This is a genomic window from Streptomyces sp. NPDC048637, from assembly GCF_040650675.1.
Lineage (GTDB): Bacteria > Actinomycetota > Actinomycetes > Streptomycetales > Streptomycetaceae > Streptomyces.
Genome location: NZ_JBEZHQ010000066.1, coordinates 13,828 through 27,605 on the forward strand (window position 1 = coordinate 13,828; position 13,778 = coordinate 27,605).

A 13,778-nucleotide genomic window follows, 5' to 3' on the forward strand; every position below is an offset into this window, starting at 1 on the left:
CGCCGCCCGGTGGTCCGGTACGGGCGTGAAGTGAGCGCCCTGGTCCGGGCGCTCGTCCGATCGCTTCCTGCGGCACCGGCCGCGGTGGGCCGGCTTCGGATCAGTCGCGTACGGGCAGTTCTGCCGCCAGGGCCGCGGCCGCCTGCACCAATGGCAGGGCCAGCAGCGCCCCCGTCCCCTCACCCGCAGTGACGCCGTGGTCGAGCAAAGGGTTGAGCGCGATCCGGTCCAGGGCCTTCGCCTGCGCCGGCTCACCGCTCGCCTGCCCGGCCAGCCACCAGTCCGGCGCCCGGAACGCCACCCGCTGCGCCACCAGCGCGCAGGCCGCCGAGACCACTCCGTCGAGGATCACCGGCGTGCGGCGCACCGCACTCTGCAGCAGAAAACCGGTGATCGCGGTCAGATCCGCGCCGCCGACCGTGGCCAGCAGCTCCAGCTGATCGCCGAGCACCGGACGGGCCCGCCGCAGGGCGTCGCGGATCGCCGCGCACTTGCGCATCCACGCCAGATCGTCGATAAAGGCGCCGCCCCGCCCGGTGACCACCGAGGAGTCCGTCCCGCACAGCGCGGCGATCAGGGTGCTCGCGGCCGTCGTCCCGCCGACGCTCAGATCGCCCAGCACCACCAGGTCGGTGCCGGCGTCCGCCTCCTCGTCCGCGACCGCCATCCCGGCCCGGAACGCGGCCTCGGCCTCCTCGGCCGTCAGCGCGTCCTCGACATCGATCTGCCCCGATCCCCGCCGCACCCGGTACCGGGTGACCTCCTCGGGCAGCTCCTCCGGGTCGCAGTCCACCGCCAGGTCCACCACGCGCAGCTGCGCCCCGGTGGTCCGGGCCAGCACCGCGGCCGGGCTCGCCCCGTCCAGCACGGCCCGTACGAGATCCCTGGTGCCGCCGGCCGGCCGGGCCGACACCCCCAGCCCCGCCACCCCGTGATCACCCGCGAACAGCAGCACCCGCGGCCGCTCGACCGGCCGCACCGGCACCTGCTGCTGTGCGGCGGCCAGCCATTCGCCCAGCTCGTCGAGGCGGCCGAGGGCCCCCGGCGGTACGGCCAGCCGCGCCCGCCGCTCCTCGGCGTCACGGCGCACACCGCCATCGGGGCGCTCGATCAGATGGGCGAAGTCATCGAGATTCAGGGCGCTCATTGGGCGCAGATTACCGTCAACTCACCACTGACGAGGCCCGCCGGGGGAACGGGCCGCCGCGAACCGCACCTCGCACACCAGGGGCGTCAGCGCGCCCAGCACCGGCATCCGGCCCCGCAGCCACCCCGCCGGGCCGCGCCGGGCCCGCACCGGACCGACCTCGCGCACGGCGACGATGCCCGGGTGCGCGCCGGCCACCCGCGGCAGCTCGGCACGGTCCAGACCCCAGCGCACCGGACCCGGCCACCGGGCGCCGCCCGGCCCGGCGGCCCGCCGGGCCAGTGCCATGGCCGGCCGTGGCAGTGCGTCAAAGACCAGCGCACCACCGGGAAACCGCTCCGCACACACCGCCAGCAGGGCGCGCACCGCGGGCGGTGACAGCCGCATCAGCACCCCCGGCGCGGTGACGACCACCCCGCGCCACGGCTCCCGCACCGCGTCCAGCCAGCGGTGATCGGTCACCGCGCGGGCGACCGTACGCCGCCGGGCACCGTCCGGGAGCAGCATCCGGCGCACCGCGGCGGTCTCCGGCGCGAGAACCGTCAGCCAGTTCAGCCGCCCGTTGTCCAGCCGCCAGAAACCGGTGCCGAGCCCCTCCCCGAGCGCGACCACCGTCGCCTCGGGGTGCCGCGACAGGTAGCCGCGTACGGCCGCGTCGAAACGCCGCCCGCGCGCCCCCGGCTCCCGGAGGGGCCCCGCTCCCCATCCGTCCGGCGCTGCGGTCTCGGTCCGCTCGGATTCGGTCACGGGTCAAGAGCACCCGGCGCCGCGCCTCCGGGCAAGCGGACACGGGGCCCCTCGGCCATCCGTCATCCGCGCAGCGCAAGCGCCTGGCCCGCGACGACCAGCAGCACCTGCTCGCACTCCGCGCCGAATGCCGCGTTCAGCCGCCCCAGTTCGTCCCGGAACCGCCGGCCCGCCGGGGTCGCCGGGACGACCCCGGAGCCGACCTCGTTGCTGACCGCCACTACCCGCCGGCGCGTCGCGCGCACCGCCGTCACCAGCGCATCGGTCCGCTCCCGCAGCGCCCGCCTGCCACCGGCCTCCCAGGTCGCGTCGTCCCACGCCCCGACCTCGTCCATGACATGTGTCAGCCACAGCGCCAGACAGTCGATCAGCAGCGGTGACGCCTCGGCCGGCCGCCCGGAGACGGGGTCCGCACGGGGCCCGGCCGACGTCAGCAGCGGCACCAGATCGCAGGTCTCGACGGTGCGCCAGCTGCTGGGGCGCCGCTCGCGGTGCAGCGAGACCCGCTGCGCCCAGTCCTCGTCGCCGTCCCGGGTGCCCCCGGTGGCCACGTAGACCACGTCCGGGAAGGCCGCGAGCCGTCGCTCCGCCTCCACCGACTTCCCGCTGCGCGCCCCGCCCAGCACCAGGGTGCGCCGCGGCAGATCCGGCACCGCGTGGAACTCGCCGACCACCAGCGTGCTGCCGTCCGGCACCGCGCGGGCACCCACCGCCGCCAGCCGGCGATGCAGCTCGGGCCCCGGCGGCACGCTGTGGTCCAGGTGCACCGCGAGCACATCCGTCGCCGCGTCGACCGCCCCGCTCGCCCGCAGCTTGGCCAGCGCATCGGGCCGCCCCACCACGTCGAGCAGCACCAGGTCGTACGGGCCGGTGCCGCCCATGCCCTCGTCACCGCCGCCCACCGTCCGGCCGTTCCCGCCGCCCACCGTCCGGCCGTTCCCGTCGCCCATACCGGACGGCCCCGCGCCCGGCGGCAGATACAGCAGCCGTTCGCCCTCGGCGCCGGAGATCTCGTAGCCCGTTCCCGGGATGTCCACCGCGATGGCCCGCACCCGGTGCCCGTCGAGCAGCGCCAGTTCCCGGCCGTCGGCGACCCGGCCGGGCTGCGGCAGCCCGGCCGGCACCTCCATCGCCGGACCGTCGTGCGGATGCGAGAGCAGCACCTGCCGCACGCCCGCCAGTGACTGCCCGGCGCGGGCGGCCGCGAAGGCCGGGCCCGGGGTCAGATCGATCAGCAGCGCGCCGTCGACGAGCAGCGCGGTGGCCGCCCGCGCTTCGTCGCCAACGGCGTTCGCGCAGGCGGCACAGGGGCAACCGGGCTGCGGCAGCCCCTGCGGGGCCCCGGTGCCGAGGAGAGTCACATCCACACCGTGAGTTTCTCGCGTCCCTGCCCGGCGGGCGCGGCGGGGGCGGCCTCGACACGGCCGTTAGGCTGCCGATCAGCACGGAAGCACGGCACGGCGGAGGGCTTTCGACGCGCTCCGCGGTGGCACAGATTCGTACCCGGTGGGATCCAGGAGGCGCAGATGGCGTGGACGTGGCGGTTCGAGAAGGCCGACGGTTCGGAGACGGCGCCGGCCGTGCAACCCGAGGAGTTCACCACCCAGGGCGACGCGGAGTCCTGGATCGGCGAGGAGTGGAAGGCCCTCCTCGACGGCGGCGTCGACCAGGTCAGGCTCTTCGAGGACGGCACCGAGATCTACGCGGGCCCCATGAGCCTGCACGCGGACGCGGAGGCCTGAGCCGGGGCTGACCGCTGGGCCGGGCACTCCCGGCCGACGCCGAACGACGCTTGGCCGGGCCCGAACGGGCCCGGCCAAGCGTCAAAAAATCAGTCCCGCCGCGACGGCGAGCCACCACGACGGCGAGGATCCGGCGGCATCAAGGACGGCCGGCACCCCCACCGACGCCTACGGCTTTTCGCCCCGCTTCACCTGCGGCTTCGGCAGCCGCAGCCGCCGCATCTGCAGCGTCCGCATCACCGCGTACGCCTTCACACCCTTGAGGTTCTCGTTCGGGAAGCGCTCCTGCAGCAGCTTGCCCAGCCGGAACCAGATCAGCACCGAGTCGAGCACGATCAGCACGATGATCACGAGCCACAGCAGCAGCGCGATGCTCTGGATCGACGGCACCCGGATCATGGTGAGCACCAGGATCACCACGGCCATCGGCAGGAAGAACTCGGCGACGGCCCAGCGGGAGTCGACATAGTCGCGCGCGAACCGGCGCACCGGTCCCTTGTCGCGCACCGGCAGATACCGCTCGTCGCCGCTGGCCATCGCCTCGCGCTGGCGGGCCATGTCGGCGCGGCGCGCCTCACGCTGGGCCTTCGCCGCGTCCTTGCGGTTGGCCGGCGTATGCGCACGGGAGCGGCGCTGCGACTGGGAATCGCTGCGCTTGGGCGTCGGGCGGCCTTTGGGGGCCTGCGGATCGCGGGGCTGCTGGGGCTGGTCCGCGGTCACCTTGGCGGTCGCGGCCTGCTCATCCTTCGAACGGCTTCGGAACACAACAACCAAGAGTACGTGCTCGCCGCGGGTGAGCCACGGTCCGACGGGGAACGATCCGGCAACGGCGCGCCTCGGCGACCGGTGCCTTATCGGGACAGAAGCCCTGTCCTGGCAGGACAGAGCGGACATCGTGCCGATTGTCCGGACTCTCCCTACTCCTTGCGCGGGAGGAGATGCGCCCCGCGATCGTCCTGGAGGAGGAGCGCATCCGGGCGCGAACAGTGCGGTAATGGAACCAGGGCCCGTACTGTGGGGTCTGTAGATGTGCTGGAGCCTAAGCCCGAGGTGACTCGGCCAGAAGGGGGCGCGCGAGGCCCATGAGCGATGGTGTCATGAAGCGGATGGGGATGATCTTCCGCGCGAAGGCCAACAAGGCCCTGGACCGGGCCGAAGACCCGCGCGAAACCCTCGACTACTCGTACCAGAAGCAGCTGGAGCTGCTTCAGAAGGTACGCCGCGGCGTCGCCGACGTGGCGACCTCCCGCAAGCGCCTGGAGCTGCAGCTCAACCAGCTCCAGGGTCAGTCCGCCAAGCTGGAGGACCAGGGCCGCAAGGCGCTGGCGCTCGGCCGCGAGGACCTGGCCCGTGAGGCGCTGACCCGGCGCAGCGCGCTGCAGCAGCAGGTCACGGACCTGGAGGCGCAGCACCAGACGCTGCAGGGTGAGGAGGAGAAGCTCACGCTCGCGTCGCAGCGGCTGCAGGCCAAGGTCGACGCCTTCCGTACGAAGAAGGAGACGATCAAGGCCACCTACACGGCTGCCCAGGCGCAGACCCGGATCGGCGAGGCGTTCTCCGGTATCTCCGAGGAGATGGGCGACGTCGGCATGGCCATTCAGCGCGCGGAGGACAAGACCGCGCAGCTGCAGGCGCGGGCCGGTGCCATCGATGAGCTGATGGCGTCCGGTGCGCTGGACGACCCGTCCGGTATGGCCAAGGACGACATCACCGCCGAGCTGGACCGGCTCTCCGGCGGCAGCGACGTCGAGCTGGAGCTGCAGCGGATGAAGGCCGAGCTCTCGGGCGGCCCGTCCGGCGGCCAGCAGGCCATCGAGGGCGGCCAGAACGGTGCGGCGCAGTCCTCCCCGCAGCAGGACCGGCCGCGTTTCGACAAGCAGTGAGGGTCGGCGCCGGTTAGCCTCGCAGAGATCGTCGGACCGGACCAAGGGAGACCGTCGTGATCGTACGGATCATGGGGGAGGGCCAGGTGAAGCTGGACGACGCCCACTTCACCGAGCTCAACAAGCTGGACGATGAGCTGCTCGCCGAGATGGAGAGCGGTGACGTGGAAGGCTTCCGGCGGACTCTCGGTGCCCTGCTGGACGCGGTGCGCCGCATGGGTACGCCGCTGCCCGACGACGCTCTGGAACCGTCCGAACTCATCCTGCCGTCCCCGGACGCCACCCTTGGCGAGGTCCGGGAGATGCTCAGCGACGACGGCCTCATCCCGGGCTGAACCCCGGCCGGTCCCGGCCCGGACACTCCACTCCAGCGCACAGCGCCCCGGCCCCGCGAGGGACCGGGGCGCTACCGTTTGCTCTTGTGAGCCTCCTCGACCCCCGCCCGGACGCGCCCCGCGCCGGCCGCTTCCAGTGGTACCGGGCGCATCCGCTCGCCTTCGACGCCGTCCTGGCCGGGGCCGTCTTCGCCTGCATCCTGTTCGGCGCGGTGGTCGGTCCGCACGGTCCGCACGGCCCGCGGTTCGTCGGGCACGAGCCGTCCGCGAAGACCGTGGTGCTGGCCGCGCTGGCCTGTGCCGCCCTGGTCCTGCGCCGCCGGCTGCCCCGTACGGTCCTCGCGGTCACCGGCTCGCTCACCATCGTCGAACTGCTCGCCCGCTCCAGCGACCCGCGCGCCCCGGTGGCCGCCTCCGCCGTGATCGCCCTCTACAGCCTGGCCTCGCGCACCGACCGGCCCACCACCTGGCGGGTCGGCGCGCTGACCGTCGTCGGCCTGACCGCCGCCGCGATGCTCTACGGGCCCCGCCCCTGGTACGCGCAGGAGAACCTCGGCATCTTCGCCTGGACGGGTATGGCCGCGGCGGCCGGTGACGCGGTCCGCAGCCGCCGTGCCTTCGTGGCCGCCATCCGGGAGCGCGCCGAACGGGCCGAGCGCACCCGCGAGGAGGAGGCCCGGCGCCGGGTTGCCGAGGAGCGGATGCGGATCGCCCGTGAGCTGCACGATGTCGTCGCCCACCACATCGCCCTGGTCAACGTCCAGGCCGGGGTCGCCTCGCACGTCATGGACAGCCGCCCCGACCAGGCCAAGCAGGCGCTGGCACACGTCCGTGAGGCATCCCGCTCGGCACTGGAGGAACTCCGCGCCACCGTCGGCCTGTTGCGGCAGTCCGACGACCCCAAGGCGCCGACCGAGCCCGCACCGGGCCTCGGTGTGCTCGACCAGCTCGTCGACGGGTTCGTCCGGGCCGGCATCCCGGTCGACCTGGAGCTCCCGCAGGCGTCCCGGCCGCTGCCCGCCTCCGTCGACCTCACCGCCTACCGGGTGGTCCAGGAAGCGCTGACCAACGTCCACAAGCACGCCGGCGAGGGGGCCCGTGCCACGGTACGGATCAGCCAGTCCGACACCACGCTGACCGTGACCGTCCTGGACGACGGCGCGGGCCGGGCCGGCGTCCCGCGGCAGAAGGGCGGCGACCGGCCGCCCGTGGACCCGGGCGGGCCCGGCGAGCCGGAGGACAGCGGCGGTGGCCATGGTCTGATCGGGATGCGGGAGCGGGTCTTCGCGCTGCGCGGCACGGTCGTGACCGGCCCGCGCGCGGCCGGCGGCTTCCAGGTGCGGGTGACCCTTCCACTGCAGACCGTCCGTACGGGGGAGACGTTGTGATGATCAAGGTGCTGCTCGTCGATGACCAGGCGCTGCTGCGCAGTGCCTTCCGGGTGCTGGTCGACTCCGAGCCGGACATGCGGGTGGTCGGGGAGGCCTCCGACGGGGCCCAGGCGTACGAGCTGACCCGGGCGGAGCGGCCCGACGTCGTGCTGATGGACATCCGGATGCCCGGTGCGGACGGCCTGGCGGGCACCCGCATGATCAGCGAGGACCCGGAGCTCACCGACGTCCGGGTGGTCATACTGACGACCTTCGAGGTCGACGACTATGTGGTGCAGTCACTGCGGAACGGCGCCAGCGGCTTCCTCGGCAAGGGCGCGGAACCGGACGAGCTGCTGAACGCGATCCGGATCGCGGCGGCCGGTGAGGCGCTGCTCTCGCCCGTCGCCACCAAGGGGCTGATCGCCAAGTTCCTCGCGCAGGGCGGCAGTTCCGCCGACGGTGGGCCCGGCGGCCGGGGCACCGAGCGGCTGGCGACGCTGACCGGCCGGGAGCGTGAGGTGCTGACCCTGGTGGCCGGCGGGCTGTCCAACGACGAGATCGCCGAGCAGCTCGCGGTCAGCCCGCTCACCGTCAAGACGCATGTCAACCGCGCGATGGCCAAACTGGGCGCCCGCGACCGGTCCCAGCTGGTCGTCATCGCGTACGAGTCCGGACTCGTACGCCCACGGGTGCAGTGAGGGTGGGGCGGCCTCTACTCCGAACGCGGTACGGCTTCCGGCCGGAAACCGACTTGCGAGCGAGGAAATCCGGCCAGGACATGGCCGAAGGTGTAGGTGGGCCCTAGAACGGCCCCGCCGACGTTGTAGAACAGAAGAGAGACCCCACCCATGTCCTGGCTGTCCCGACTCAGCCTCGTACAGCGGGGCCTGATAGCGCTGATGTCGATCGTGGCGATCGCCTTCGGCGCCATCGCGATCCCCCAGCTGAAGCAGCAGCTCCTGCCGTCCATCGAACTCCCGATGGTGTCCGTTCTGACGCCGTATCAGGGAGCCTCGCCCGATGTCGTCGAGAAGCAGGTGATCGAGCCGCTTGAGGACGGAATCCAGGCGGTCGACGGCGTCAAGACCGTCACCTCGACGTCCAGCGAGGGCTCGGGCGTCATCATGGCGCAGTTCGACTACGGCAATGACTCCAAGCGTCTGGTCGCCGATGTCCAGCAGGCCGTGAACCGCGCCCGCGCGAACCTGCCCAAGGACGTCGACCCGCAGGTGGTGGCCGGTTCGACGGACGACATCCCCACCGTCGTCCTCGCCGTCTCTTCCCCGGACAAGGACCAGCAGACGCTCGCCGACCAGCTCGACCGCAGCGTCGTACCGGACCTGAAGAACATCGACGGCGTCAGCCAGGTCACGGTGGATGGTGTCCAGGACCGGATCGTCGCGGTCACCCCCGACGACAAGAAGCTCGCCGCCGCCGGGCTGAGTGCCCAGGCGCTCGGCCAGGCGCTGGAGGCGGGCGGCACCTCGGTGCCCGCCGGTTCGTTCGCCGAGGACGGGCTGAGCAAGACCGTCCAGGTCGGTGCGGGCTTCACCTCCGTACGGCAGATCAAGGACCTGCGGATCGCGCCGTCCGCGGCCGGCGAAGGCGCCGGTGCGAGCGCGGGCGCAGGCCAGGCTGCCGGACCGGTCCGGCTCGGTGATGTCGCCACCGTCAAGGAGGAGTCGGCCACCCCGACCGCCCTCACCCGCACCAACGGCAAGCCCAGCCTCGCCGTCCAGGTGACGATGGACCAGGACGGCAGCGCGGTCGGCATATCCGACGCGGTCAAGGACCGGCTCCCCGAGATCCGTCAGGACCTGGGCAAGGGCACCGATGTCACGGTCGTCTCCGACCAGGGCCCGGCGGTCTCCAAGTCGATCGAATCGCTGACCACCGAGGGCCTGCTCGGTCTCGCCATGGCGGTCATCGTGATCCTGGTCTTCCTGCTCAGCCTGCGCTCCACGCTGGTGACCGCGGTCTCCATCCCGCTCTCGGTCGTCATCACCCTGATCGTGCTGTGGACCGGGGATCTCTCCCTCAACATGCTCACCCTCGGCGCGCTGACCATCGCGATCGGCCGCGTCGTCGACGACTCCATCGTCGTCCTGGAGAACATCAAGCGACATCTGGGCTACGGCGAGGAGCGCCGCGAGGCCATCCTCTCCGCCGTCAAGGAGGTCTCCGGAGCGATCACCTCCTCCACCCTCACCACGGTCGCGGTCTTCCTCCCGATCGGTGTGGTCGGCGGCATGGTCGGCGCCCTCTTCGGCTCCTTCTCGCTGACGGTGACCGTCGCCCTGCTGGCCTCCCTGATCGTCTCCCTGACGGTCGTACCGGTGCTGTCCTTCTGGTTCCTGCGCGCCCCCGAGATCCCCGAGGGCAGCGACCCCGACGAACTCCGGCGCCAGGCCGAGGAGAAGGAGACCCGCAGCCCGCTGCAGCGCCTCTACGTCCCGGTCCTGCGCTTCGCGACCCGCCGCCGGGTCACCAGCGTGGTCCTCGCCGTCGTCGTCCTCCTCGGTACCTTCGCCATGGGCCCGCTCCTGAAGACCAACTTCTTCGACCAGGGCGACCAGGGCACCCTCACCGTCAAGCAGGAGCTCAAGCCCGGCACCAGCCTCGACGCGGCCGACAAGCAGGCCAAGAAGGTCGAGAAGGTACTCGCGGCCAACGACGGCATCGCGGACTACCAGGTCACCGTCGGCTCCTCCGGCTTCCTGGCGGCCTTCGGCGGCGGCACCGGCGCCAACCAGGCCTCCTACCAGCTCAAGCTGACCGACGCCGCGGACTCCGGCAAGGTCACCGGTGATCTGCGGGCCGGCCTCGACAAGCTCGGCTCGTCCATCGGCGAGACCACCGTCACCGCGGGCGGCGGCTTCGGCAACCAGGACCTGAGCGTGGTCGTCAAGGCCGCCGACGGCGAGGTGCTGAAGAAGGCCAACGAGCAGGTGCGCAAGACCGTCGCCGGGCTCGACGACGTCACCGACGTCCAGAGCGACCTCTCGCAGAGCGTGCCGCGGATCTCCGTGAAGCCCAACGCCAAGGCGGCCGCGGCCGGTTTCAACCAGACGACTCTCGGCGGTGCGGTCGCCCAGGCGGTCCGCGGCACCACCAGCGGTACGGCCGTCCTGGACGACACCGAGCGCGACATCGTGATCAAGTCGGCCCGTCCGGCCACCACCGAGGCCCAGCTCAAGAACCTCACCCTCCCGACCCCGGCGGGCCCGGTCAAGCTCGGCACCCTCGCCACCGTGCGGACCGTCCCCGGCCCGGTCCAGATGACCCGGATCGACGGCGCCCGCTCGGCGACCATCACCGCCAAGCCGACCGGCGACAACACCGGCGCAGTCAGCACCACCCTGCAGAGCAAGATCGACGATCTGAAGCTGCCGGACGGTGCCAGCGCGGAGATCGGCGGCGTCTCCCAGGACCAGACCGACGCGTTCTCCTCGCTCGGCCTGGCGATGCTGGCGGCCATCGCCATCGTCTTCATGCTCCTGGTGGGCACCTTCCGGTCCCTGATCCAGCCGCTGATCCTGCTCGTCTCGATCCCCTTCGCGGCGACCGGCGCGATCGGCCTGCTGGTCGCCACCGGCACCCCGCTGGGCGTCCCGGCGATGATCGGCATGCTGATGCTGATCGGCATCGTGGTCACCAACGCCATCGTGCTGATCGACCTGATCAACCAGTACCGCGCGCAGGGTTACGGCGTCGTGGAAGCGGTCATCGAGGGCGGCCGCCACCGCCTCCGCCCGATCCTCATGACCGCCCTGGCCACGATCATGGCGCTGCTGCCGATGGCCCTGTCCATCACCGGCGACGGCGGCTTCATCTCCCAGCCGCTCGCCGTGGTCGTGATCGGCGGTCTGATCACCTCCACCCTCCTCACCCTCCTCCTCGTCCCGACGCTCTACGCGATGATCGAGCTCCGCAAGGAACGCCGCGCGAAGAAGAAGGCCGCAAAGCGGGCCGGCCCGGCCGGTCCGCAGGCCGAGGAGACCGACCACACACCGGAGCCGGCGAGCGTCTGACGACGGCCTGACCGGCAGGAGCCCGGAAAGCTCCCGGTGAAGAAACGATGCCCCCGCAAGCACATGCTTGCGGGGGCATCGTGCCGGGCATCCGGACACGGGGAAGGGGCGGGCCCGACCGCTCCATCACCAACATCACCAACACATCACCGATGAAGGGGGACCGCGATGGGAAAGCACGGTGACGGCAAGGGCGGCGAGGAGGGCGACCGGCAGCAGAGCCCGAAGGAATCCGACGGCCAGTGGACCAAGCCGGTGACCGACCCGCCGAAGAAGTAGGGGGCAGCGCCATGTCCTCGCCGGGCCGGCTGGTGGAAATCCTCCGCAACAAGGGCGCGTTGACGCCGGAATGGGCGTCGGCCGTCGCCGCGGTCGACCGCGCGCATTTCGTGCCGGACACCTTCGAGGTGGGCGACCGCACCGTCTCCCGCTCCGCGGACGAGGCGGAGTGGCGGCGGATGGTCTATGCCGACCTGCCGCTGATCACCCAGCACAACGACGGCCGGGCCGTGGCGGGCCAGGTCGCCTTTCCCACGTGTTCGACGTCCATGCCCTCCCTCATGCTGGCCATGGCCGCGATCGTCCGGGACGGCGACGCCGTATTGGAGATCGGCACCGGCACCGGCTACCACGCCGCCTGGCTCGCCCACCGGCTCGGCGAGGACCGTACGACCACCATCGAGACCGACAAGGCCCTCCACGACATCGCCCGGGGCAACCTGGCACGGGCCGGTCTGCACCCGCATCTGGTGTGCGGCGACGGCCTGGCCGGGGTACCCGAGCGGGCGCACTACGACCGGACCATCGCCACCTGCACGGTCCGCGACATCCCGTACAGCTGGGTCGAGCAGACCGCGCCGGGCGGCACGATCCTCACCCCGTGGGGCTCGTCGTTCCACTCCTACTCGTTCGCGACCCTGACCGTCCGGGACGGCCGGGCCACCGGCGGCTTCTCCGGCCGCCCCGCCTTCATGTGGGCCCGTCAGCAGCGCCGCTCCTACGGCCGCATCCGGGACTGGTACCACGGCGAGGAGGGCGAACGGGCGACGACCACCCTCGACCCCCGCGTGCTGGAAGAGGACCCGCACGCCCGCTTCGCCGTGGGCCTCCGGGTGCGCGACGCCTGGCCCCTGCTCTGCCCCGCCGACGACGGCAGCGACGAAGCCACCTATTGGCTCTTCGACGACGCCCGCAGCTCCTGGGCCACCGTCGAATACGTCCCCGGCCAGGACACCTACGAGACGGAACAGCACGGCCCGCGCCGCCTGTGGGACGAGGCGGAGACCGCCTACCGCGCCTGGACCGCCGAGGGCAGCCCCCCACGGGACCGCTACCGCATCACGGTCACGGCCGACGGGCAGACCGTGTCCCTGTGACCGGCCCGTCCCAGCGCCGTACCGGGACGGGCCGAACTACGCGCCCAGCCTTGGCCCTTGAGGGAGCCGACGAACGCCGCCCAGGCCGCCGCCGGGATGAGCAGCGAGGGCCCCCTGGGGGTTCCTGCTGTCCCGCACGGGGACAAGACCGGGGTACTCGTGGAACACCGACGACCCCCCTAGCCCCCTGTCCCTCCTGGCCGACCATGCCGAGGAGGAGCTGCTCGCGGCCGCCGAGGCCTTGCTGGACGAGACCGGGACACTGCCCGCCGGGCCGGGCGCGGACCCCCAGGAGCTGTGCCGCCTGGCCGCCGGACTCCACCAGGCGCTGCGGGACGTCTTACGGATCGCGGTCAGCCGGGGGAACCGGCTGCCGGAGCCGTTCGACCACGGGGAGACCAGGCTGTGCGAGGCCCGGACCTGCTGCCGCGCCTGCCATCAGCAGATCTATCTGTGAGGCTCCGGCCCACAGGCGGCGGGGCGTACGCATTCGGCGGTGCACCTCTCGCCGATCACCGGGAGTGCTGGTTTCGTGGCGTGTGCTGCCGAACCGACGAAAGGTGAGCGAGCGTGCCGTCCGTCCTGGCCCGCGGGGCCGCCCCCGTATCCGCTGCCGGGCTCGCCCTGGCCCTCGCCCTCGCGGCCGCGCCGCCGGCCACCGCGTCCGCGGGCGACGTCCGGGTCCGCGTCGGCGTCACCGGCGGCCCCTACACCGCCAGCGTGGGACTCGTCGTGACGGGCCCGCGCACCGTCTTCGGCGGCTTCTACTGCGCCGCCAACGGACTCGCCGCCACGCCGCTCACCGCCCTGGTCGACGCCGATGAGCAGTACGGCCTCGGCGGGGTGCAGGCGCGCTGGGACGCGGCCACACAGGACTTCGTCGTCACCGAGATCCATGGCGATGCCGCGGACGACAAGAAGAAGTGGAACGCGTACGTGAACGAGAAGAAGATCACGGCCGGGCCCTGCCACACCGCGATCAAGGGCGGCGACAAGGTCCGCTGGACCCTGGAGGCCTGACCAGAGGCGGAACACAGCCAGTGCGGCGCCCGCCCCCACCCACGTGTCACTCATCCCCCCCACGGGAGGTGACGGGCCGGAGGGGCCGGTGTGTGGGACGTAAAGCGAAGCAGTCCCACACACC

The 13,778-nt window shown here is 72.4% G+C and carries 13 protein-coding genes; 9 read left to right on the forward strand and 4 right to left on the reverse strand.

What is annotated here, in order from left to right:
• Positions 1-100: 100 nt before the first annotated feature.
• The 3 genes from cobT to AB0C46_RS39440 all read right to left on the reverse strand — a co-directional run bounded on the left by cobT (position 101) and on the right by AB0C46_RS39440 (position 3,261).
• On the reverse strand, positions 101-1,147 hold the full coding sequence (gene cobT / locus AB0C46_RS39430; protein WP_362833946.1) for a nicotinate-nucleotide--dimethylbenzimidazole phosphoribosyltransferase: 1,047 nt from the start codon (positions 1,145-1,147) through the stop codon (positions 101-103).
• Between the two features lie 21 nt (positions 1,148-1,168).
• Positions 1,169-1,894 (reverse strand): class I SAM-dependent methyltransferase, encoded by a 726-nt coding sequence (locus AB0C46_RS39435; protein WP_362833947.1) that lies wholly within the window; start codon positions 1,892-1,894, stop codon positions 1,169-1,171.
• Between the two features lie 62 nt (positions 1,895-1,956).
• Positions 1,957-3,261: a bifunctional adenosylcobinamide kinase/adenosylcobinamide-phosphate guanylyltransferase gene (locus AB0C46_RS39440; protein ID WP_362833948.1), complete on the reverse strand. Its 1,305-nt coding sequence runs from the start codon at positions 3,259-3,261 to the stop codon at positions 1,957-1,959.
• 159 nt (positions 3,262-3,420) lie between these two features.
• On the opposite strand from AB0C46_RS39440, the gene AB0C46_RS39445 reads away from it, so the two are divergent.
• Positions 3,421-3,636 carry a hypothetical protein gene (locus AB0C46_RS39445; protein ID WP_362833949.1) on the forward strand — a complete coding sequence of 72 codons (216 nt, stop codon included), beginning with the start codon at positions 3,421-3,423 and terminating at the stop codon, positions 3,634-3,636.
• Positions 3,637-3,804: 168 nt separating this feature from the next.
• Here AB0C46_RS39445 and AB0C46_RS39450 read toward each other — a convergent pair whose 3' ends face one another.
• Positions 3,805-4,401, reverse strand: coding sequence for a DUF3043 domain-containing protein (locus AB0C46_RS39450; RefSeq protein ID WP_362833950.1), 597 nt, complete (start codon positions 4,399-4,401; stop codon positions 3,805-3,807).
• 332 nt (positions 4,402-4,733) lie between these two features.
• Between AB0C46_RS39450 and AB0C46_RS39455 the strand changes: the two genes are divergently transcribed.
• The 8 genes from AB0C46_RS39455 (at position 4,734) to AB0C46_RS39490 (ending at position 13,654) form a co-directional block, all read left to right on the forward strand.
• A complete protein-coding gene (locus tag AB0C46_RS39455; RefSeq protein WP_362833957.1) occupies positions 4,734-5,519 on the forward strand; it encodes a PspA/IM30 family protein in 786 nt (261 codons plus the stop codon).
• Positions 5,520-5,575: 56 nt separating this feature from the next.
• Entirely contained in the window at positions 5,576-5,854 is a 279-nt protein-coding gene (locus AB0C46_RS39460) for a hypothetical protein (RefSeq protein ID WP_018090109.1), read from the forward strand.
• Between the two features lie 86 nt (positions 5,855-5,940).
• The gene (locus AB0C46_RS39465; RefSeq protein ID WP_362833951.1) at positions 5,941-7,242 is read left to right on the forward strand and encodes a sensor histidine kinase; all 1,302 of its coding nucleotides are present in this window, start codon (positions 5,941-5,943) and stop codon (positions 7,240-7,242) included.
• Entirely contained in the window at positions 7,242-7,925 is a 684-nt protein-coding gene (locus AB0C46_RS39470) for a response regulator transcription factor (RefSeq protein WP_362833952.1), read from the forward strand. The genes AB0C46_RS39465 and AB0C46_RS39470 overlap by 1 nt, the downstream gene beginning before the upstream one ends.
• 150 nt (positions 7,926-8,075) lie before the next feature.
• The gene (locus AB0C46_RS39475) at positions 8,076-11,258 is read left to right on the forward strand and encodes an efflux RND transporter permease subunit (RefSeq protein WP_362833953.1); all 3,183 of its coding nucleotides are present in this window, start codon (positions 8,076-8,078) and stop codon (positions 11,256-11,258) included.
• A 290-nt stretch (positions 11,259-11,548) separates the two neighbouring features.
• On the forward strand, positions 11,549-12,634 hold the full coding sequence (locus AB0C46_RS39480; protein WP_362833954.1) for a methyltransferase domain-containing protein: 1,086 nt from the start codon (positions 11,549-11,551) through the stop codon (positions 12,632-12,634).
• Between the two features lie 241 nt (positions 12,635-12,875).
• Positions 12,876-13,091, forward strand: coding sequence for a hypothetical protein (locus tag AB0C46_RS39485; RefSeq protein ID WP_362833955.1), 216 nt, complete (start codon positions 12,876-12,878; stop codon positions 13,089-13,091).
• A 113-nt stretch (positions 13,092-13,204) separates the two neighbouring features.
• The gene (locus AB0C46_RS39490; protein ID WP_362833956.1) at positions 13,205-13,654 is read left to right on the forward strand and encodes a hypothetical protein; all 450 of its coding nucleotides are present in this window, start codon (positions 13,205-13,207) and stop codon (positions 13,652-13,654) included.
• Positions 13,655-13,778: the final 124 nt, after the last annotated feature.